Genomic DNA, 19,996 nt, shown 5'->3' with positions numbered 1-19,996 from the left:
TCACGGGCCGATGTGCACGGGGGAGGCCCAGCGGGAGGGACGGTCGGGGTCGGCCGCCCGGAGCCGGGACACCGCGTGGTGGAGCGCTCGGGCGACCCCGGCGTCCTGACGGGTGGTCAGGTGCCGGTAGAAGGACTCCGCCAGCTGGACGCCGGTGTCGTCGGCCACCGGCCACAGGCTTCCCACCAGGTGCCGGTAGCCCGCGAGTCGGAAGGCGGAGAGCAGGTTCAGCGACTCGTCCGGGAGGTCGGTGCGGCCGCGGGCGGTCCCGCAGGCCGACAGGAACGCCAGCGTTCCCCGGCCGGCCCGGGCGGCCGCGATGTCCGCGAAGTGCAGCCTGCCGTCGTGCAGGACGAGGTGGCCCTCGTAGTGCCGGTCGGCGTCGAACCCGGCGTGGCAGGCGATGTGGACCAGGTCGTGCCGCGGCAGTTCCGCGAGCAGGCGCTCGCGGGTGGCGGCCGCCCCGTGCAGGAGCCGGGCCCCCGGCAGCAGGCCGACGAGGACGGCGGCCTCCTCGTCGGCGCCCGGCAGTTCGGGGACGCCGGGGGCCCGGGGCACGGCGACGACCAGCGGCCGCCCCCACTCCCCCGCCTCCTCCGGCCCGTTCCGGTCCCCCGCCTCCTCCGCCCGCCGGGGCCGGGGCCGGCCGAGCGCGGAGACCGTGCCGGTGTACGAGGAGGTCACCAGGTCGAAGGCGGAGCCCTCCGCCGGGCGCTCCGCCATGTGCAGGGGGAAGTAGGAGAGGAAGCCGGTGGGGCACCACCACAGCCGGGGGCGCCCGTCGGGGTCGGCCGCACCGGCCGCGCCGTCGCGGGGCAGGTCCCGCACCGCGTCCAGGACGGGGCCCGCGACGGTGTCCCAGAGCAGGGCCAGGCCGGACCGCACGCCGTCCTCGGCGCGCAGCCGCTCGCGCACGGGCCGACCGGCGTCCAGCGCGTCCTCGGTCCCGACGACGATGCCGGTGGCGAGCGCCCTGAGGGTGTCCCGGTCGAGCCGGGGCAGCGGGAGCGCGCGGACGCCTTCCGCCGTCACGATCAGCGCGTGGGAGCCCGCGCCGTCCCGGCCGGCCAGGGTCACCACCACCGGGCCCGCCGTGCAGGCGCCGAGGATCTGTTCCAGCCGCGGCGGCCGGAGGAACTCCTCGAACCCCGGCAGGTGCCGGATCTCGGAGGTCAACTGCTGCCGCCGCTCGGCCAGTTGCTGTCGGCGGTCGGCGTCCGGCGCGGCCCGCCACTCGTCCGGGAGGGCCCGCAGCCCGGCCGCCAGGGCGGGGGACCCGGCCTCCAGCCGGTCCAGGTCCGCCGAGACGGCGGCCGACTCGCGGTGGATCAGGCCGCGTCCCTGCTCCAGGAGTTCCAGGGCCCGTTCCGGGCGGCCGAGCGAGAGCAGGCAGGAGGCGGCCACCGCCGGCAGCGGCGCGAAGGGCGCGAGGACCCGGGCCCGGTCCTGGTCGTGCCACAGCTGTCCGACCAGTTCCGGGAGGAGACGGCTCGCCAGCTCCAGGTCCTCGGCGGCCGCCCCGGGGTCGTCCAGGGCCAGCGCGAGCTTGCCCGCCGCCCAGGCGCCCTCCAGCCGTCGGCGCACCGGGGCGGCGGGCGAGCCGGCCACCTCGCGCAGCAGCCGGGCCGCCTCGTCCGCGTCCGCGCGGTCGCCGAGGTCCAGGTACCGGTTGGAGAGCGTCGCCCCGAGCGCGAAGCCCCGCACCGCCCGGCCGTGCGGGGTGTCCGCCGCGTCGAGGGCCTCGCGCAGGACGGCCACAGCCTCGTCCAGGTCCGCGCGGTCCCCGGAGCGGGCGTACGCCTCGGACAGCGCGGTGGCCAGCGCCTCCAGGACGACGCCGGTCGGGTGGCCGGCGGCGGCGCGGTGGGCCTGCCGGGCGAGTGCCAGCGCCTCCTCGGCGTCGCGGACCGCCGCCGCCCCGGACGCCCCGTTCTGCCCGGCCGGGACGAGCCGGGCCCGCCGCCCGAGCCAGCGGCTGAGGTTGGCCGTCAGCGCGACCCGGAGCGCCGGACCCGCCGACCCCGCACCCACCGACCCCGCACCCACCGGCCCCGGACCCGCCGGCCCCCCACCCGTCGGCCCGGCGAGCGCGGTGCGGGCGAGGCCGATCATCTCGTCCAGCGTCGTGGCGTCGATCTGCCCGTCCTCGTCCTCGGCCAGGTTCTCGAGGAGGAAGGCGAGGTTGTTGAGTTCCCGGGGCAGGGTCGGGTGCCCGGGCGGCAGGGCCGCGACCTGCGACCGGCCCAGGGCCACCGCTTCGCGCAGGGAGGCGGCGTCGCCGGTCTCCCGGTACCTGCGCTGCAGCAGGCCGGCGAGGTTGGTCGTGTGGTCCGACCGGTTCGGGTGGCCGGGCGGCAGCAGTTCCAGGGCCCGGCGGTTCAGCGCGACGAGTTCGGCGAGCGCGTCGGGGGCGTGCCGGGACTCGTAGGCCACCAGCAGCGTCTCGCACAGGCGCGCCAGGTGCTGCGCCTGCTCGGGCGTCCCGGCGGGGGACTCCTCGAACTGCCGCCGGGCGAGGCGGAGCGCGCCCGCCATGGCGTCCGGGACGGCGTGGTGCTCGTGCAGCAGGGTCAGGACGTGCACCAGGTTGCCGGTGGCCCGGCCGCGGTCCGCCGCGGTCCCGGCCGTCACCGTGCCCAGTTGCAGCACCGCGGCCGCGGCGAGCAGGGCCGTCCGGTCGTGCGGCCCGGTCTGCTCCAGCAGGTGGCCCGCGAGGTTGCCCCAGCTGCCGACCTGGGGCGTCCCCGGCCGGGCGGGCCCCGGGAGGACCTCGCGGACGGCCTCCGGCACGGACTCCGGCTCGGCGTCCCGCAGCGGGGCGAGCAGCGTGAGCGCGACCCACAGGTCCCGCTCGCCCCGGGGGTCGGGCCGCCGGTCCGCCCCGCCGCGCAGCCAGCACACCCATCCGGCCGCTTCGAGCAGGCGCAGGTGCGGCTGCACGTCGAGCCGCATGTCCCGGAGGACGGCCCGCACGGCGGCCTCCAGGGCCTCGGCCGTCTCCCGCTCCGCCCCGGGCCCGGCCAGGACGGCGGGGTCCTGGCGGTCGGCGTACGCCGCGAGCCGTCGCCGCAGCGCCCGCGCCGCCGACTCCTCCGGGCCCGGACCGTCCGGGTTCAGACCCTCCGGCACGGGAGCCACTCCTCCCGGCTCGCGTCCCAGACCAGGGTCCGGCCCCGGAGTTCGCTGCGGTCCATCACGGCCAGCCGGCGCAGGGCGTTCGCGGGGACGGGGTCCGGCACCAGCAGGTGCAGGTCGGTCTCGGGGTCGAGGACGCTGAGGTAGTCGGCGGGAGCGGCGGCCAGGGCGGCGGGCTGCTCTCCCCCGGGGCCCAGCGAGCCCCCGGCACCCCCGACACCCCCGGCACCCCCGACACCCCCGGCGTCCCCGACACCCCCGGCCCGCCGCGAGCCGCGCAGCAGGCCCCGGAGCGCGGTGTAGGCGTCCTCGGCGGTCTTCCCCACGAACGCCTGGACGAAGGGCAGCACCACCGAGGTGGTGGCCCCGCCGAGGATCAGCGCCACCCATGCGGGCACGTCCCGCACCGCCGGGGCGGCGACGGGCCCGCCGTCCGCCCCGGTCTCCGGGGGCCGGGAGAGTTCGCCGGCGATCAGCGCGGCGACGGCGGCGGTGCCGTCGCTCCCGGGCACGGTGCGGGTCCGCCGCCCCGGGGAGGTGAGCTGCCAACTGTCGTCGGCGGCGCGGTAGCGGACCACGCAGTCGTGCGGCTCCCGCGGGTGCAGCGGCGGGTCGGCGCGCAGCCAGAGCCAGCCCATGTCGCCCGTGCCGTCGGCGCTCTCGTCCCGGTAGACGCTGCTGCGCACCGGGCCGAGGCCCCGCGCGGACAGGGCGTCCGTCATCGCCGCGAGCCGTTCGTCCGTGCCCCGGGGTTCGGTCCTTGCGTCGTCCTCGGTATCCGTCACACCGCATTGTCTCCTCAACGTCCTTGGTTTGTCGGTGACTTCGACCAAGCGGCGGACCGGGGGGACGGTCAGTCGGCTTCGAGGGCGAGCAGGGCGGCCTTGGCGTCGGGGCCGCCGATGTAGCCGCCGAGGGTGCCGTCGGCGCGCAGCACGCGGTGGCAGGGGACGACGACGGGCAGCGGGTTGGTGGCGCAGGCGGTGCCGACGGCCCGGACGGCCCCGGGGTTGCCGACGAGTTCGGCGACCTGCCGGTAGCTGCGGGTCTCGCCGTAGCCGATCTCCGGCAGGTGCTGCTGGACGAGTTGCCGGAAGCCCTTGGACAGGGAGAGGTCGAGCGGCAGGTCGAAGGTCCGGCGGCGGCGGGCGAAGTACTCGTCGAGTTCGCGGGCGGCGTCGTCCAGGCGCCGGGGGGCGCGCAGGACGCGGGGGCCGAGCCGGTGGCCGAGGGTGTCGAGGACGCGGTCGTGGTCCTCGGCGGCGTAGGCGACCCGGGCCAGCCCGCGGGGGGTGGCGGCGAGCAGCAGGGGGCCGAGCGGCGAGTCGACGGTGGTGTAGGCGACGTCGACCAGGCCCTCCCGGTCGGCGTCGGCCTCCAGCCGGCGGTGCAGCCGGGCCAGGACGGCGGCGTCCTCGGGGGTCGAGAACAGGGCGGTGAGCCGGTCGCCGGTCATGGTGCTTCTCCTTCGTCCCCGTACGGGGGGTAGTGCTTCCGGAGGGTCCTGATCCCGTCGGCGGCGGCTCTGCGGGCCGCTTCGACGGTGCCGCCGAGGATCTGCGCGACTTCCGCGTAGGGCAGGCCGACGAGGTAGTGGTAGGCGACGACCTGGCGCTGTTTGGGCGGCAGCAGCCGGACCGCGGCCCACAGGCCGCTGTCCTCGGCGGGGTGGTCGGGGGCGGCGGGGGTCTCGGGCAGGTCGCCGACGGGCAGCGGGCGGCGTTTCGCGGCGCGGTGGACGTCGACGGCCTTGCGGTGGGCGATGGTCACCAGCCAGGCTTCGACGTCGGCGTCGTCCGGCAGGTCGGGCCAGGCCCGCATCGCGGACAGGAAGGTCTCCGACCAGGCGTCCTCGGCGTCCTGCGGGCCGAGCACGGCCCGGCAGACCCGGAGCACGGTGGGGCCGTGCTCCGCGACGATCTTCTCGAAGGGCTGTTTCACGGGGCTCTCTCGTGACGGCGGGTCAGAACAGGCGGGCGGCGGCGACCTCGGCCGGCTCCTCCAGTTCGAGGAGTTCCTGCTTGCGCCGCAGCCCGCCGGCGTAGCCGGTCAGCGAGCCGTCGGCGCCGACCACCCGGTGGCAGGGCACCAGGACGCACAGCGGGTTCGCGCCGACGGCCTGGCCGACCCGCTGCGCGAGGCGGCGGTCGCCGAGCTGCTCGGCCAGGCGCCCGTACGTGGTGGTGCTGCCGTACGGGATCGCCCTCAGGGCGGCCCAGACCTTCTCCTGGAACGCGTCGCCGGCGGTGCGCAGCGGCAGGTCGAAGCTGTCGCGGCGGCGGTCGAGGTAGTCGTGGAGCTGTTCGGCGGCCGCGGCGAGCAGCGGGTCCGCGGCCGGTTCGACGGCGGGTCCGAAGGTCCGCGGGTCCGGGCGGCGGACGTGGTGGTGGAAGTACAGGCCGGTGACGGCGTCGCCGTCGGCGACCAGGGTGATCGCGCCGAGCCGGGTGTCGGCGACGGTGTGCCGGGTGGTGTCCATGTCGTCTCTCCTGTCGTCCCTGCTCCCTCACCCCGTAGACGGTGCGCGGCGGCGGAACGTGAGGTCCCGTCCGGAAGATTCTCCCGGCGACGGCATCGCGGCGGGGCGGTGGACGACCCGCCAGATATGTAAAGTTGAACCTATTTACCTAATATCGGACTTCATTCGATCGCCCTGGCCGCCCCGCCGCGGCCCGTCGAGCCTGCGTGCAAACCGCCGGACTGTTCACCTACGCTCCGGGCCATGAGCGCCGAGCACCCGTCACTGAACATCTGCGACCGGGGACACCGCGTCCACCGGCCCGCCGGCCTGGAGGAGGTCGCCGACGAAACGGGCCAGGTCCTGGGCTTCTGCGCGACCTGCCCGTGCGGCGGGGAGGCGCTCGTCGTCGTCTGGCCCGGCGACGGGGCGCAAGTCTGGGAGAGCGACGGCACCGGCCTGGCCGCGGACTTCGAGGCCACCCGGTGGCCGGAGCTGGCGCCGCCGGGCCCGTTCCCCGTCCGGGTGCTCCCGGCCCTGGGGCCGGCGATGTTCTCGAAACGCGACGAGGACCGCGCCCTGTTCGAAGAGCTGTGCCGTACCGGCTGGGAGTGACCGCGGGCCGCGGGCCGGTGCCGCGCGGGAACGGACACGGAGGGTAGCCGCCACCGGGTGGAGCGGTTGCCGGTGCGCGGGGCGGATCGCACGATCGGGCTGTGCCGCCGGAGCCACCGGCTCCTGCGGCGTGCGGTGGACCGGTCCGCCGCCCCGTCCCGTTCCCCGTCCCGTCGAGAGGCGAGCCCGTGCCCGAGAACCGCGAACCGGCCGAGACCGACGCACTGCCCGACAACACCGGCTCGGCGGCCGGCGGCTGCCCGTTCACCGGCGGGCAGCCCGGCCCGCTCAGGGGCGACGGCATCCAGCAGTGGTGGCCCGAGCGCCTCGACCTCGGCGTGCTGCGCCGCTACAGCGGGGGCACCGACCCGAACGGGGACGGCTTCGACTACGCCGCCGCGTTCGACGCGCTCGACCTGCCCGCGGTCAAGCGCGACATCGAACGGGTGCTGACCACCTCGCAGGACTGGTGGCCGGCCGACTTCGGGCACTACGGGCCGTTCGTCGTCCGGATGGCCTGGCACCTGTCGGGAACGTACCGGGTCACCGACGGCCGGGGCGGCAACGGCGCCGGCCTGCAGCGCTTCGCCCCCGTCAACTCCTGGCCCGACAACGTCAACCTCGACAAGGCCCGGCGGCTGCTGTGGCCGGTGAAGCAGACCTACGGGCGGGCCCTGTCGTGGGCCGACCTGATGGTCCTGGCCGGCAACGTGGCGCTGGAGTCGATGGGCTTCGCCACCTTCGGCTTCGGCGGCGGCCGCGAGGAGGTCTGGGGCCCGGACGAGGCCGTGTACTGGGGCCCCGAGGCCGTGTGGCTCACCAACGAGCGGCACCAGGAGGACGGCGAGCTCCGGGCGCCCCTGGCCGCCTCCATGATGGGCCTGATCTACGTCAACCCCGAGGGCCCCGACGGCCGTCCGGACCCGATGGCCGCGGCCGTCGACATCCGCGAGACCTTCGCCCGGATGGCGATGAACGACGAGGAGACCGTCGCCCTGTGCGCGGGCGGCCACACCTTCGGCAAGACCCACGGCGCCGCGGGCTCCGACACCCTGGGCCCCGAACCGGAGGCCGCCCCGATCGAGGAGCAGGGCCTCGGCTGGAAGGGCGCCCACGGCTCCGGCACGGGCAACGACACCGTCACCAGCGGCCTGGAGGTGATCTGGACCGACACCCCCACCACCTGGGACAACCGCTACTTCGAGATCCTGCTCGGCTACGAATGGGAGCTGACGGAGAGCCCCGGCGGCGCGCACCAGTGGCGGCCCAAGGACGGCGCGGGCCGCGACACCGTCCCCGACCCGCACGACCCGGCCGCCCGGCGCACGCCCGCGATGCTGACCACCGACATCGCGATGCGGGTCGACCCGGACTACGCGCGGATCTGCCGCCGCTTCCTCGACCACCCCGAGGAGTTCGCCGACGCCTTCGCCCGGGCCTGGTACAAGCTCACCCATCGCGACATGGGGCCGATCACCCGCTACCTGGGGCCCGAGGTCGCCGCGGAGCAGCTGGTCTGGCAGGACCCGCTGCCCGCCCCCGCCGAAGCACCGCTCGACCGCGACGCCGTCGAGCAGCTCAAGTCCCGGGTGCTGGCGACCGGCCTCCCGACCGCCGACCTGGTGTGGCTCGCCTGGTCCTCCGCGTCCACGTTCCGCCGCAGCGACAAGCGGGGCGGCGCCAACGGCGCCCGCATCCGGCTGGAGCCGCAGAACGGCTGGGCCGTCAACGAGCCGCACCGCCTGTCCGCGCTGCTGCGCCGGCTGGAGGACGTCCGCGCGGACTTCGCCTCCGCCCGCCCCGAGGGCCACGGCGTCTCGATGGCCGACCTGATCGTGCTCGCCGGCACCGCCGCCGTCGAGAAGGCCGCCGCCGACGCCGGGCACGCCGTCCCGGTCGCCTTCACCCCCGGCCGGGTCGACGCCGACCAGGAGCACACCGACATCGACGGCTTCTCCTACCTGGAGCCCGCCTCCGACGGGTTCCGCAACTACCCGGGCAAGGACGCGCTGCCCGCCGAGTACCGCCTCGTCGACCACGCCGACCTGCTCGCCCTGAGCGCCCAGCACCTCACCGCCCTGGTCGGCGGCCTGCGCACGCTCGGCGCGACCTACCAGGGCACCGCGACGGGCGTGCTGACCGCCACCCCCGGCGTGCTGACCAACGACTGGTTCGTCAACCTCCTCGACCAGGGCACGGCGTGGGCCCCCGCCGCGCACGACCCCTCGCTCTACGAAGGCCGCGACCGCGCCACCGGCACCGCCCGCTGGACCGCGAGCCGCGCCGACCTGGTGTTCGGCTCCAACGCCGAACTGCGCGCCCTCGCCGAGGTCTACGCCTCCGCCGACGGCGCGGCGAAGTTCGTCGAGGACTTCACCGCCGCATGGACCCGGGTGATGGACCTCGACCGCTTCGACCTGCGGGAGCGCGCCCGCCCCTGACCCGCCGCCGCCCCCTCGTGGCGGACGAGGCCCCGTCACCGCCGACGGCGCGACACCGACCCCCGGTGTCGCGCCGTTAGCGGTGACGGGGCCTCCTGTCAGTCCGGATGGTTCCGGGTTCCCGGTCGCGCGGCGCGTGGCTAGCGTCCCAAGCGCTCGATTCCCGGCGGTCCGAACGGGCCGCCGTCACGCGCTTCCAGGAGGCCGCCTTGACTGCGAACCACCCCACCCGCAGGAGCCTGCTCAAGTCCGCCGGCGGGCTCGGCGCCGCACTGGCGCTGGGCACCGCGGGCTCGTTGGCGGCGGCCGGGCCCGCGGCGGCGGCCGACGACGGCTTCGGTCTGAGCATCGTGGAGCGCAACGAGGGCGATCCGCGGATGTGGTACTACCGCTTCCGGACCTCGGCGATCGGCTGGAACCCCGCCGTGAACGTGCTGCTGCCGGACGACTACCACTGGAGCGGCCGCACCTACCCGGTGCTGTACCTGTTCCACGGCGGCGGCACCGACCAGGACTTCATCACCTTCGACCGGATGGGCATCCGGGACTGGACCGTCGGCAAGCCGATCATCGTGGTGATGCCGGACGGCGGCCACGCCGGCTGGTACTCCAACCCGGTCAGTTCCAACGTGGGCCCGCGGAACTGGGAGCAGTTCCACATCAACCAGCTGCTGCCGTGGGTCGAGGCCAACTTCCGCACCTTCGCCGAGTACGACGGCCGCGCGGTGGCCGGGTTCTCGATGGGCGGCTTCGGCGCGCTCAAGTACGCCGCGAAGTACTACGGGCACTTCGCCTCGGTCAGCGCCCACTCGGGCCCGGCCAGCCTGCGCCGCGACGGCGGCCTGGTCGCGCACTGGGCGAACGCCTCGTCCGCGGCCCTCGACCTGAACGGCGGCACGATCTACGGCGCGCCGCTCTGGGACGAGGCGCGGGTGAGCGCCGACAACCCGGTGCAGCGGATCGAGAGCTACCGCAACAAGCGGGTCTTCCTGGTGGCGGGCACCAGCCCCGACCCGGTGGACTGGTTCAGCAGCGTCAACGAGCCGCAGGTGCTGGCCGGACAGCGCGAGTTCCGCTCGCTGCTCGACCAGGCCGGCATCCCGCACGACTCGCACGAGGTGCCCGGCGGCCACTGGGTCCGGCCCGACCTGATGCAGCTCGACCTCGACGGCATCGTCGACCGCCTGCGCAAGGCGTGAGGGCGGCCGCGGTGTTCTCCTCCCTCACCCGCCGCGCCCCCTACCTGGCGCTGGCCGCGGCCGCCGTGCTGCTGCCGCTCTCCGGGCCGGCCGCCCCCGCCGCCGCGGCCGGGTTCGCGGCGTCCTGCCCCGCCGCCGGGTTCATCTCGCAGGGCTACACCGACGAGCACAACGGCATCGACATCGCCAACGACTACGGGACGCCGATCCACGCGGTCGGCGACGGCGAGGTGGTGGCCTCCGGCCCGGCCCAGGGCTACGGCCAGTGGATCCGCGTCCTGCACCCGGACGGGACCATCACCGAGTACGGGCACATGTACGAACGGGACGTGGCCGTCGGCGACCACGTGACGGCCGGTCAGCGGATCGCGCTGATGGGCAGCGAGGGCACCTCCAGCGGCCCGCACCTGCACCTGCGGGTCTGGGCGGATTCGAACGCGACCGTGCGCACCGACCCGGTGCCGTACCTCGCGGAGCGCGGCGTCCCGGTGCCCTGCACGCCGGGGTCCGGTCCCCGCCCGGCGCCGCTGGTGTATCCGGCGCAGTCCGGTCGGGTGGTGTCGGCGCGGTCGGCGGACGGGCGGTTGGAGGTGTTCGCGGCCGGGGCGAACGGCGTCTCGCACGCCTGGCAGACCACGGCCAGCGGCGCCTGGTCGGACTGGGAGACGCTCGGCGGCCCCGGCGGGGCGGAACTCGCCATCGCACCCAACGCGGACGGCCGGTTGGAGATGTTCGCGCTCAACGGCAGCACCTTCCAACACCGTTACCAGCTCCAGCCCTCCGGCGGCTGGTCCGACTGGGAGACCTTCGGCGGCGGCGGCCACGACCTCGCGGTCGGCTCCAACCAGGACGGCCGCATCGAGGTCTTCGCCTCCGGACCCGTCGGCGTCTTCCACAAGTACCAGAGCGCGCCGAACGGCGGCTGGTCGGACTGGGAGTCCGCGGGCGGCGGTCCCGCCGACAGCGAGATCGCGCTCGGCAAGGCCCCGGACGGACGCCTGGAGGTGTTCGCCCTCAACGGCAGCACCTTCCAGCACCAGTGGCAGACCGGCGTGAACGGCGGCTGGTCCGCCTGGGAGACCTTCGGCGGCGGCGGCCACGACCTCACCGTCGACCACAACCAGGACGGCCGCCTCGAAGTCTTCGCCTCCGGACCGGTCGGCGTCTTCCACAAGTACCAGACCAATCCGACGAGTTGGTCCGACTGGGAACCCACCGGCGGCCCCGCCGACTCCCGGCTGACCAGCCAGCCGACCGCGGACGGCCGGGTCGAGGTGTTCGCCATCAACGGCAGCACCGCGCAGCACATCTGGCAGACCGGCCTGAACGCCCCCTACAACCAGTGGGAGACCTTCGGCGGCGGCGGCACCGAGGTCGTCGCCACCGCCAACGCGGACGGCCGGATCGAAGTCTTCGGGACCAGCAGTGCCGGTGTCTTCCACCGGTGGCAGACCGGATTCTCCACCTGGTCCGACTGGGCCTGGCTCAACACCACGGCCGGACCCGCGGTCGGCTGACCGTACCGGCGACCCTCCTGGAGCGCAGCCATGTCCCCGATCAGCAGGCGCGGACTGCTGCGGGCGGCCGGAGCGGGAGCACTCGTGCTCCCGCTCGCGGGCCGTCCCGCCACCGCAGCCCCGCCCGGCGCCGCCGAGCCCCACCTGTGGGTCGGCGCCGGACCGTTCGACCGGGTCTACGACCCGTCCACCGAGCGCCGCCGCTACCTCAACGACCACACGCTGGTCCGGGCCGGCGGGCGCTGGCACCTGTTCGGCATCGTCGGCGACAGCGCGCCGCCCGGGCAGGCCCCCGACAGTTCCGCCGAGGTCTCGTTCGCGCACGCCTCGGCGCCCGACCCGTCCGGCCCGTGGACCGGGCACCCGGACGCGTTGACGGTCGATCCCGCGTACTTCGGGGAGGAGCACCTGTGGGCCCCGCACGTCGTCGAGTCGGACGGCGTCCACTGGATGTTCTACGCGGCGGGCGGGCGCGCCGGGGCGGCGATCAACGCCGCCACCTCCACCGACCTGTTCACCTGGACCCGGCTGCCGTCCGGGCCGCTGTTCCGCGGCAACGCCGCCCGCGACCCGATGGTGCTGCGGATCGGCGCCGAGTGGGTGATGTACTACACCGAACTGTCCGCCGCCGACGGCCGGCACCAGGTCTGCTGCCGGCGCTCCACCGACCTGCTGGACTGGGGCGCCCCCGGCGTGGCCTTCGCCGACGCGGCCACCGCCGCGGACGGCGTGTCGGTCACCGAGTCGCCGTTCGTGGTGGCCCGGGACGGCTGGTACTACCTGTTCCTCGGGCCGCGGAACGGCTACGAGGGCACCGACGTCCTCGCCTCCCGCGACCCGTTCCGCTTCACCGTCGACGGCTGGGCCGGCCACGTGCCGGGCCACGCGGTGGAGGCGGTCACCGACGGGCAGCGGTGGTGGGCGAGCGCCGCCGGGTGGTTCCGGCACGGCCTGTACCTGGCCCCGCTGAGCTGGCAGCCCGCCCCGCCGCCCTGGCAGAGCCCGGACAACCCGGTCGCCGCCCCGGACGCGCGGGGCCTGCTGAACGTCTTCGCGCTGGACGCGGCCGACCGGTCGGTGCTGCGCCGGGTGCAGCTCGACCCGGCCGCCGACGCCTGGTCCGACTGGGAGGTGTTCGGCGGCCCGGCCGGCGCGCTGCCCGTGCTGGGCCGTGACACCGACGGCCGGCTGGAGGTGTTCTCGCTCGCCCCCGGCGGCGCCGGGCTGGACCACCGCGTGCAGCGGGCGGACGGCTCCTGGTCGGACTGGGAGGTGTTCGGCGGCCCGGCCGGCGCCGCCCCCGCCGTCGCCCGGAACGCGGACGGGCGGCTGGAGGTCTTCGCGCCCGCGCCGGGCGGCGCGCTGGTCGCCCGCCGCCGGCAGCGCTCGCCCGGCTCGGCCGACTGGGAGGACTGGGACGCGGGGTTCGGCGGACCGGTGGGCGCGCCGCCGGTGGTCGCCGCCAACGCCGACGGCCGGTTGGAGGTGTTCGTGCTCGCGCCCGGCGGCGCGGCGCTGCTGCACCGCTGGCAGACCTCGCCGGGCGGCGCCTGGTCCGGCTGGGAGCGCTTCGGCACGCCCGCGGGCGGCGCGCCCCGGGTGGCCCGGGACGGCACCGGCCGGCTGAACGTCACCGCGGTCGCCCCGTCCGGCACGGCGGCCTTCCAGCGCCGCCAGTCGGTGCCGAGCGGGGGCTGGGACGACTGGCAGCCGCTGCTCGGCTGGTCCACCGCCGCCCCGCTGACGGTCGCCGGGGCGGACGGCCGGCTGGAGGCGTTCACCCTCGCCCCCGGCGGCGCACGGCTGTCCCACCGCTGGCAGTCGACGCTCGCGGGGGCCTGGGCGCCGGACGGTGTGCTCGGCGAGGACTTCGGCGAACCCGGCCCGGCCGCGGCCGCCCCGCCCACGGCCGTCGCCGACCCGACCGGGCGGCTGCACGTCTTCGCGGTGACCGAGGACGGCCGGCTGCGCACCCGGGTCCAGGACCGGCCCGGCGGCGGCTGGCGGCCGTGGGCCGCCTTCGGCGACCGCCGGGTGGCGCCGCTGCCCGCGGGGACGCCGGTGCCCTGACCACCGCCCGTCCGACGCCTCGTCACGTGACCTACACCACACGGTAATTGTCATGCTCAAAGAGGTAACGTTCGTCCGTCGGGCAACGGTCGGGACGGGGGAACGGTGCGGCGCGGGACGGGGGAACGGTGAGCGGGATCGTCGTCCACCTGCCGGCGGGGAACGGCGACGACGCCGTGACCCTGCGGCTCGGCCCGGGGGAACGGGCGCGGTTCGGCCGCGGCTCGGCCGGCACGCCGGTGGAGCTGCGGCTCGGCGACGAGACGGTCTCCCGGCTGGCCGGCGAGATCCACGCGGTCGACGACCACTGGCAGTTGAGCAACCTCAGCAACACCCACGCCTACCTGGTGGAGAACCCGGAGGGCGCCGGCGAGTACCTGCGGGTGCCACCGCGGCGGGTCGGCGCGCCGATCCCGTTCGAGTTCTCCCGGGTGGTGCTGCCCTCGCGGCGGGAGACCCCGCTGTCCTTCCAGGTGTTCGCGCCCGACCACGTCTACCTGGACCCGCACACCCGCGGCGGCTCCGGGACGAGCCGCACCATGACGGCGTACTCGATGGACGAGACCGCCACCTACTTCCTGGTCCTGGTCGCGCTCTGCGAACCCTGGCTGCGCGACCACTCCCCCGCCGCCGTGCCCACCACCCCCCAGGTGGTCGCGCGGCTGCACGGCCACCCCGCCTGCGCCCGGCTCACCGCCCGCGCGGTCAGCTCGCACCTCGACTACCTCGCCGACGAGAAGCTCCGCATCGAGCTGCCCGACGGCGCGGGCCGGGCGGACCGCCGCCACGGCAAGCGGGAGGCCGTCGTCGGACTCGCCCTGAAGTTCGGCATCGTCCGCGAGGAGCACCTCGCGCTCCTGCCGCACCCCGAACCCACCGGGCCCGGACGGTAGGGAGGTGTGCCGATGGTGCCCGACCCGGTCTTCGGCGAGGACCGCGAGGACCTGCTGCCGCCCGGCCACCGGGTCGGCGAATGGATCGTCACCGAGCGCATCGGCGAAGGAGGTTGGGCGACCGTCTACGCCGCCCGCCGGGCTGGTCCGGCCCCCGGCCCGGACGACGCGGACGGCGCGGACGGCGCGGACGGCGCAGGCGGCACGGGCGGCACGGCGGCCGCGGACGACACGGTCGCCCTCAAGGTGCTGCCCACCGCCGGACTCTCCCCGCTCCAAGCCCGCCGGGTCGCCGGAACCGCCCGGCGGGAAGCCGAGTTGGCCCGCGCCGCGCCGCACCCCCGGCTGATCCGCCTGCTCGACACCCTCGTCCTGGCCGCCCCCGACCTCCCGCTGCTCGACGGGGCGATCGTCCTGGTCATGGAACGCGCCCGGTGCACCCTGCGCGACCTGCTCGGCACCGGCCTGGACGAGGACCGGGGCGCCCGGATCGTGGCCGGCGTCTGCGAGGGCCTGGCCCACCTGCACCGCTCCGGCTGGGCCCACGGCGACCTCAAACCCGAGAACGTCCTCATCGGCCAGGACGGCGAGGTCCGCCTCTCCGACTTCGGCCTCGCCATCGAACTCACCGGCACCCACGGCCACTCCGCCCCGCTGGGCACCCCCGACTACCTCCCCCCGGAGCGGTGGAAGGAGCCGCTGGGCCAACGCGGCGTCAAAGTCCGCACGACCGCCGACATCTGGGCGCTCGGCATCGTGGTCCACGAGGTGTTCGCCGCCGGCGTCCCGCCCTTCCCCGGCGCCACCCCCGCCGCCCGCAGCGCCGCCGCCCAGCAGTACGCCGAAGGGCGCGCCGCCCTTCGGTTGGACCCCGGCGTCCCGCCGTTCTGGCGCGCCCTGGCCGCCGACTGCCTCGCCGCCACCCATGCCGCCCGCGCCCCGCACAGCGCCGAGAGCCTGCTCGCCCGCATCCGCGCCCACCGCTCCGGCCGCCGCCGCCCACGGCTCCGGCCCGTCCTGCTCGTCCTCGTGGCCTGCACCGCCGCCGCCGTCGCGGTCGCCGCCACCGCGACCGCCGTCCGCCCGCCCCCGGGCCCCTCCGCGCGGCCCGGCCGCCTGCGCGTCTTCAATGCCGAACGCGGCTGCCAGGACCGCACGGACCGGGACCCCCGGTGCAGCCTCGGCCTCGCCGTCGACCCGATGCGCCCCTACACCGCCGAGAACGTCATCGCCACCCGCGTCTGGCACGGCGACGTCCTCGACGCCGACTGCCTGCTCCGCGCCGGTCTCCCCGTCATCAACGAGGAGGACGTCGCCTCCACCCTCTGGTACCGCGTCCGCCTGCCGGGCCCCACCACCGGCTGGCTCCCCGCCGTCCGCACCAAGGACCACCCGGCCCTCCCCGACTGCCCCTGACCGGGGAGGGCCGGGTGGGAACCCCGGCTCCGGCCGGGACGGTGGGCGGGCCGGGCACAGCGGAAGGCCGCTGCCCGGGGAGGTCGGGCAACGGCCTTCGGCGCGGGGTGCCGGGGGGTCAGACGTAGGGCGGGTAGGTGGGCTGGCCGCCGTCACCGCCGCCGATGGCGTCGAGGTCGCCGTCGCTGATCTCCTCGTTGATTTCGGGAGCGGTGGCGTCGGCGGGCTCGGGGGTGGGGGTGGTGTCGATCATGACAGGGGTCTCCTTCGTGGACGGGAACGGTCAGTTGACGGTGGTAGGGACTTCGCTGTAGCCGAGGACCTGGGCCTTGGTTCCTGCGGAGCCGGTCGGGATGTGGGTCAGGAAGGTTTCGAGCCGGCTGATGGTGAAGCGGTTCGCCGTGGCGCCGTCGGGCTTGCCCAGTTGGGCCGCCTCGCGGCCCTTCGCGGAGAGGGAGACCGTGCCGTCGGCCTTGATCGGGGTCAGGGTGTCGGTGAGGACGTCGGAAGTGAACGCGAGGACGCCCCCGCCCTCGGTGCGGACGGCGAAGGTGTGCGGCAGGGCGTGGTCGAGCGTGCGGGTGAGGGTCGTACCGCGGCCGTTCAGGGCCTTCGTGCCGAGGGCGTAGCCGTTCGAAAGGTTCTCGTCGAGCGGGCCGCTGTGGGCGAAGGCGTCCTTGTCGACGAGGTTCTGCTGGTAGTGGGCGAGGATCCCGGTGGCCAGCGAGTCGGGGGACAGCAGGAGGCCGTCGGAGCCGGGGACAGCGGTGGCGGTGCCCCGGGCGTCCACGGCGATCTTGGGCACCGGGCCGGTGACGGTGAGGGAGTACGCGGCCAGGTACGGTGCCCCGGCCGCCTGCTGGACGAAAACCCGATAGGTCGGGCCGGGGAAGGGCACGCCGCCCTGGGAGCGGCTGGAGACCGCCAGGAACCAGTGGGGGAAGGCGGTGCCCGTGGTCGGGTAGACGGTGATGCCCTGGTCGTTGATCGGGGCGACCGGCTGGTTCAACTGCTTGCTGATCCGCATCCAGGCGATGTCCGCCGTGAGGAGCGGCTCGGCCTCGATACCGCTCAGCCCGGCACTGTCCTGGGCATCGTTGACCTGGTTGTTCGTCGAGTCGTACCGGTTGACCACGGCGAGCGCGTCCGCCCGGGAGATGGCTGCCTCGGCCGTGGGCGCGCTCGCCGCGCCGTCGCTGCCCCGGGTGCCGCAGCCGGCTGTGCCGACCGCGCCCAGCAGGAGGGCGGCCGCGGCGGCGGACAGCCGGAGCGTTCTCTTCGGGCGGTTCATGTCAGTGCCCCTTCTGATTCGTGGATCTGCCTGCGCACCAGCTGGTGGAAGAGGCTCCCGGGGTCGCGCAGCAGTTCGGACGGCGGACCGCACTCGGCGATCCGGCCCTCCGCGAGGACGACGACCTTGTCGGCGTCCAGGACGGTGGAGAGCCGGTGGGCGATGACGACCCGGGTCGCGTTCAGTTGCCGGGTGCTCTCCGTGACGATGCGCTGGGTCTCGTTGTCGAGGGCGCTGGTGGCCTCGTCGAAGAACAGGATCCGAGGGCGGCGGATCAGGGCGTGCGCGATGGCCAGGCGCTGCCGTTGGCCGCCGGAGAAGGTCCCGCTGTCGCTCACCAGGGTGTGCATCCCCATCGGCATGGCGCGGATGTCCGCGGCAATGCCGGCCAGTTCGGCGGCGGCCCAGGCGTCGTCGTGGCTGTAGTTGAGGGCACCGGTGATCGCCTGGAAGACGGTGCCGGCGAAGGGCTTGGTCTGCTGCAGGACGACCCCGCACTGCCGCCGCACCGCGACGCTGTCCAGAGTGGCGAGGTCCTGGCCGTCGTACAGGACGTTGCCGCTGGTCGGGCGTTCGAAGCCGAGCAGCAGTCGCAGCAGGGTGGACTTGCCGCACCCGCTGGGGCCGACGATCGCGACGAACTCCCCGGGCCGCATGCTCAGGGACACGCCGTCGAGTACCGGCGGGCTGCTCTCGTCGTAGCGGAACGTCACCCGGTTCACCTCGATGTTCCCGGTGAGCTCCCCCGGGACGGTGTGCGCTTCCGAGGCTTCCGGCAGTTCGGTGAGCAGCGGCTTCATCCGGTTGAACATGGGGATCACGGAGAAGGCCGAGGCGAGGGAGTTGGTCACCTGGACGAGGGCCGCGAGGACGATGCCCAGGGCCGCGTGGAAGGACAGGAACCTGGTCATCGTCAGGATGCCGCGGGCCGGGCCGCTGACGACGGCGAAGGTGACCAGGACGCACAGGAGCGGGTAGACGGCGTTGAAGACCGCTGCCGCGTTCTGGTACCTGCCGATCCGCTTCTGGAGCTCCTTCTGCTGGGCGAACTCGTTCGCCCAGGCCGCGTACGCGCGGTTCTCGGCTGCGGCCACCCGCAGTTTGGGGAGGCCCCGCAACCGCTGGTAGACGCGGTTCGCGAGCTTGTGCTCCAGGTCCAGCGACTGGGTCTGCCACTTCATCTGCCGGGCTCCCAGCACGACGAAGAACCCCGTGCCGACCAGCACGTACAGGCCGGTCAGCAGGGCCAGCGGCACGCTGAACCAGAACATCACCGCGAAGTTCACCAGCGCGACCACGCCGGAGTAGAGCACCACGTAGCCGACGTTCATCAGCACGGTCCGGATGTTCTTCACCCCCAGCGCGGCACTGGCCAGTTCACCGGTGGAGTACCGGCGGAAGAACGGGGCCGGCAGGCGCAGCAGGCGGTCCCAGATCGCGGCCTGCAGGGTGGCCTCGAAGCGGCCCCCGATGCGCAGCAGTGCGAGGTTCTCCATCACCGCGAAGACGGCGGAGGCGAGGGCGGCCACCAGCGTCAGGACGCAGACCTGCACGATGAGGTCGGTCTGGGCCTTGGGGACGAAGGTGCCCAGGACCAGGCCGGTGCTGATCGGCACCGTGGTGCCGACGGCGACCGCGACCAGGGTGAAGAGGATCAGGTTGCGCAGGTCCTGTCCGCTGCCCCGCAGGCCGAACAGGACCAGTCGGCCCGTGCTGATCGGCTTCTCGGGCAGCGGGGGGTAGAACAGCACTCCCGTGTCGTCGTACTCGTCCGCGTTCTGCTCGCGCACCGGGGTGCGGTCGCCGGTGACGGGGTCCCAGGCCAGGTAGCGGCCGCGCCGCCGGACGAAAGCCACCGGTTCGCCGGAGCCGGTACGGCGCCCGACGAACGGCCCGATGTTGGTGCGCCACCATCGGTTCTCCAGGTCGACCGCGCGGATGCGGAAGCGGGAGCGCACCGCAACCGCCTCGATCGGGCCCATCCGGCCGGCGCCTGCGGCTCCGTGGGCGGGCAGGACGGGGACGCCGAGTTCGTCGGCGACGATCCGGCAGGCCGCCTCGGTGGCGTCCTCGGTGTGGACGGGGCCGCTGCGCGACACGTGGTCCGTGGGCTGCAGCACCGCCCGCAGGACCCGGTCGGCCCGGTCGGCGAGCGCGTCCTCCATCTCGCGCACGGCCCGGATCCGGTCCTCGGCCTGGGCGCTGTCCGCGGCGACGACCCGGTCCACCATCCGCAGCAGGCGGGCGTGCACGGCGGCCAGGCACTCCCACAGCCGGCCGTCGGCGAGCAGTTCGGCGGTCGACCGGGTGGCGAGCGAAGCCACCGGCCCGCCGTGGACCGAACTGTCCTTGCTGACCACGAAGGTGTCGCCGCGGGAGAGCCACTCACCGCTGTCGGGCGTCCCGACCCGCAGTCGGCCGGCGCGGACCTCGGCCCAGACCGGACCGGCGGCCGCCCGCCCGGACTCGCCGTCCGCGAGGGCGCGGGGCTCCCCGGCGGCCAGCAGCACCTGTTCCCGGGCGGTCGGCCTCTCGGTGACGAAGGCCAGCAGGCCTTCGAGACCGCTGTCGATGCCCCGGCACAGCGCCGCCTGCCAGTCGGACAGTCCGGCGCGGTCCCCGGGGTCCGCACGCCGCAGTTCCGCCAGGTCGGCACCGTCCAGGCGCCGGACGCGAGCGCCGCGGACGGGGCGCAGGACCGGCACGGCGGCCCGGTCGGCCGGGGCCCCGGGCAGAACGGCGCCCTGGGAGAAACGGCCGACGAAGTGCCACGGGCCGCCTTCGCCCCCTTCCACGGCGAACAGGTCGACGGCACCGTCGGTCACCATCCACAGCGCGTCCCGGTCCGCCAGCGGGACGTGCCCCGGGCCGAAGTCGGCTTCGGTGCCGATCCCGACGGGCGGCCGCCACGGCGCCGCGGCAGCCGACGGCTGCCTGGGGCCGATGGATGTCGTGCTCATG

At 75.3% G+C, this 19,996-nt stretch carries 15 protein-coding genes; 7 read left to right on the top strand and 8 right to left on the bottom strand.

Going from position 1 to position 19,996, the window contains the following annotated elements:
- From ACIQBJ_RS06935 to ACIQBJ_RS06915, 5 genes are all read right to left on the bottom strand, one after another.
- Positions 1–3,129 carry a CHAT domain-containing protein gene (locus ACIQBJ_RS06935; protein ID WP_400704782.1) on the bottom strand — a complete coding sequence of 1,043 codons (3,129 nt, stop codon included), beginning with the start codon at positions 3,127–3,129 and terminating at the stop codon, positions 1–3.
- On the bottom strand, positions 3,114–3,920 hold the full coding sequence (locus tag ACIQBJ_RS06930; RefSeq protein WP_400704779.1) for a hypothetical protein: 807 nt from the start codon (positions 3,918–3,920) through the stop codon (positions 3,114–3,116). Before ACIQBJ_RS06930 ends, ACIQBJ_RS06935 begins: the two co-directional genes overlap by 16 nt.
- A 68-nt stretch (positions 3,921–3,988) precedes the next feature.
- Complete coding sequence (locus ACIQBJ_RS06925) at positions 3,989–4,591, bottom strand: methylated-DNA--[protein]-cysteine S-methyltransferase (protein WP_400704776.1); 603 nt, start codon at positions 4,589–4,591, stop codon at positions 3,989–3,991.
- Positions 4,588–5,076 (bottom strand): RNA polymerase sigma factor, encoded by a 489-nt coding sequence (locus ACIQBJ_RS06920; RefSeq protein WP_400704773.1) that lies wholly within the window; start codon positions 5,074–5,076, stop codon positions 4,588–4,590. The genes ACIQBJ_RS06925 and ACIQBJ_RS06920 overlap by 4 nt, the downstream gene beginning before the upstream one ends.
- A gap of 22 nt (positions 5,077–5,098) precedes the next feature.
- Entirely contained in the window at positions 5,099–5,614 is a 516-nt protein-coding gene (locus ACIQBJ_RS06915) for a methylated-DNA--[protein]-cysteine S-methyltransferase (protein WP_400704770.1), read from the bottom strand.
- Between the two features lie 243 nt (positions 5,615–5,857).
- Here ACIQBJ_RS06915 and ACIQBJ_RS06910 point away from each other — a divergent pair, with 243 nt between their 5' ends.
- The 7 genes from ACIQBJ_RS06910 (at position 5,858) to ACIQBJ_RS06880 (ending at position 15,744) form a co-directional block, all read left to right on the top strand.
- Entirely contained in the window at positions 5,858–6,208 is a 351-nt protein-coding gene (locus tag ACIQBJ_RS06910; protein WP_400704767.1) for a hypothetical protein, read from the top strand.
- 188 nt (positions 6,209–6,396) lie between these two features.
- On the top strand, positions 6,397–8,649 hold the full coding sequence (gene katG / locus ACIQBJ_RS06905) for a catalase/peroxidase HPI (RefSeq protein WP_400704764.1): 2,253 nt from the start codon (positions 6,397–6,399) through the stop codon (positions 8,647–8,649).
- 209 nt (positions 8,650–8,858) lie between these two features.
- Entirely contained in the window at positions 8,859–9,848 is a 990-nt protein-coding gene (locus ACIQBJ_RS06900) for an alpha/beta hydrolase (RefSeq protein WP_400704761.1), read from the top strand.
- 11 nt (positions 9,849–9,859) lie between these two features.
- Positions 9,860–11,365, top strand: coding sequence for a peptidoglycan DD-metalloendopeptidase family protein (locus tag ACIQBJ_RS06895; protein ID WP_400704758.1), 1,506 nt, complete (start codon positions 9,860–9,862; stop codon positions 11,363–11,365).
- A gap of 30 nt (positions 11,366–11,395) precedes the next feature.
- Positions 11,396–13,435 carry a glycosyl hydrolase family 32 gene (locus ACIQBJ_RS06890; protein WP_400704755.1) on the top strand — a complete coding sequence of 680 codons (2,040 nt, stop codon included), beginning with the start codon at positions 11,396–11,398 and terminating at the stop codon, positions 13,433–13,435.
- A 128-nt stretch (positions 13,436–13,563) separates the two neighbouring features.
- Positions 13,564–14,328, top strand: coding sequence for a serine/threonine protein kinase (locus ACIQBJ_RS06885; RefSeq protein WP_400704752.1), 765 nt, complete (start codon positions 13,564–13,566; stop codon positions 14,326–14,328).
- Positions 14,329–14,340: 12 nt separating this feature from the next.
- Positions 14,341–15,744 carry a serine/threonine-protein kinase gene (locus ACIQBJ_RS06880; protein ID WP_400704749.1) on the top strand — a complete coding sequence of 468 codons (1,404 nt, stop codon included), beginning with the start codon at positions 14,341–14,343 and terminating at the stop codon, positions 15,742–15,744.
- 118 nt (positions 15,745–15,862) lie between these two features.
- Here the strand turns inward: ACIQBJ_RS06880 and ACIQBJ_RS06875 are convergent, their stop codons facing one another.
- The 3 genes from ACIQBJ_RS06875 to ACIQBJ_RS06865 are packed head-to-tail and all read right to left on the bottom strand — an operon-like array spanning position 15,863 to position 19,995.
- A complete protein-coding gene (locus ACIQBJ_RS06875) occupies positions 15,863–15,997 on the bottom strand; it encodes a hypothetical protein (protein ID WP_400704746.1) in 135 nt (44 codons plus the stop codon).
- A 30-nt stretch (positions 15,998–16,027) separates the two neighbouring features.
- A complete protein-coding gene (locus ACIQBJ_RS06870; RefSeq protein WP_400704743.1) occupies positions 16,028–17,035 on the bottom strand; it encodes a hypothetical protein in 1,008 nt (335 codons plus the stop codon).
- Complete coding sequence (locus ACIQBJ_RS06865) at positions 17,032–19,995, bottom strand: NHLP bacteriocin export ABC transporter permease/ATPase subunit (RefSeq protein WP_400704740.1); 2,964 nt, start codon at positions 19,993–19,995, stop codon at positions 17,032–17,034. The genes ACIQBJ_RS06870 and ACIQBJ_RS06865 overlap by 4 nt, the downstream gene beginning before the upstream one ends.
- Between the last annotated feature and the right edge of the window lies 1 nt (position 19,996).

This window comes from Kitasatospora sp. NPDC088391 (assembly GCF_044753345.1).
Classification (GTDB): Bacteria; Actinomycetota; Actinomycetes; order Streptomycetales; family Streptomycetaceae; genus Kitasatospora.
Note: the sequence above shows the minus strand (reverse complement) of the source record. Positions and strands in the feature narration are given on the sequence as shown.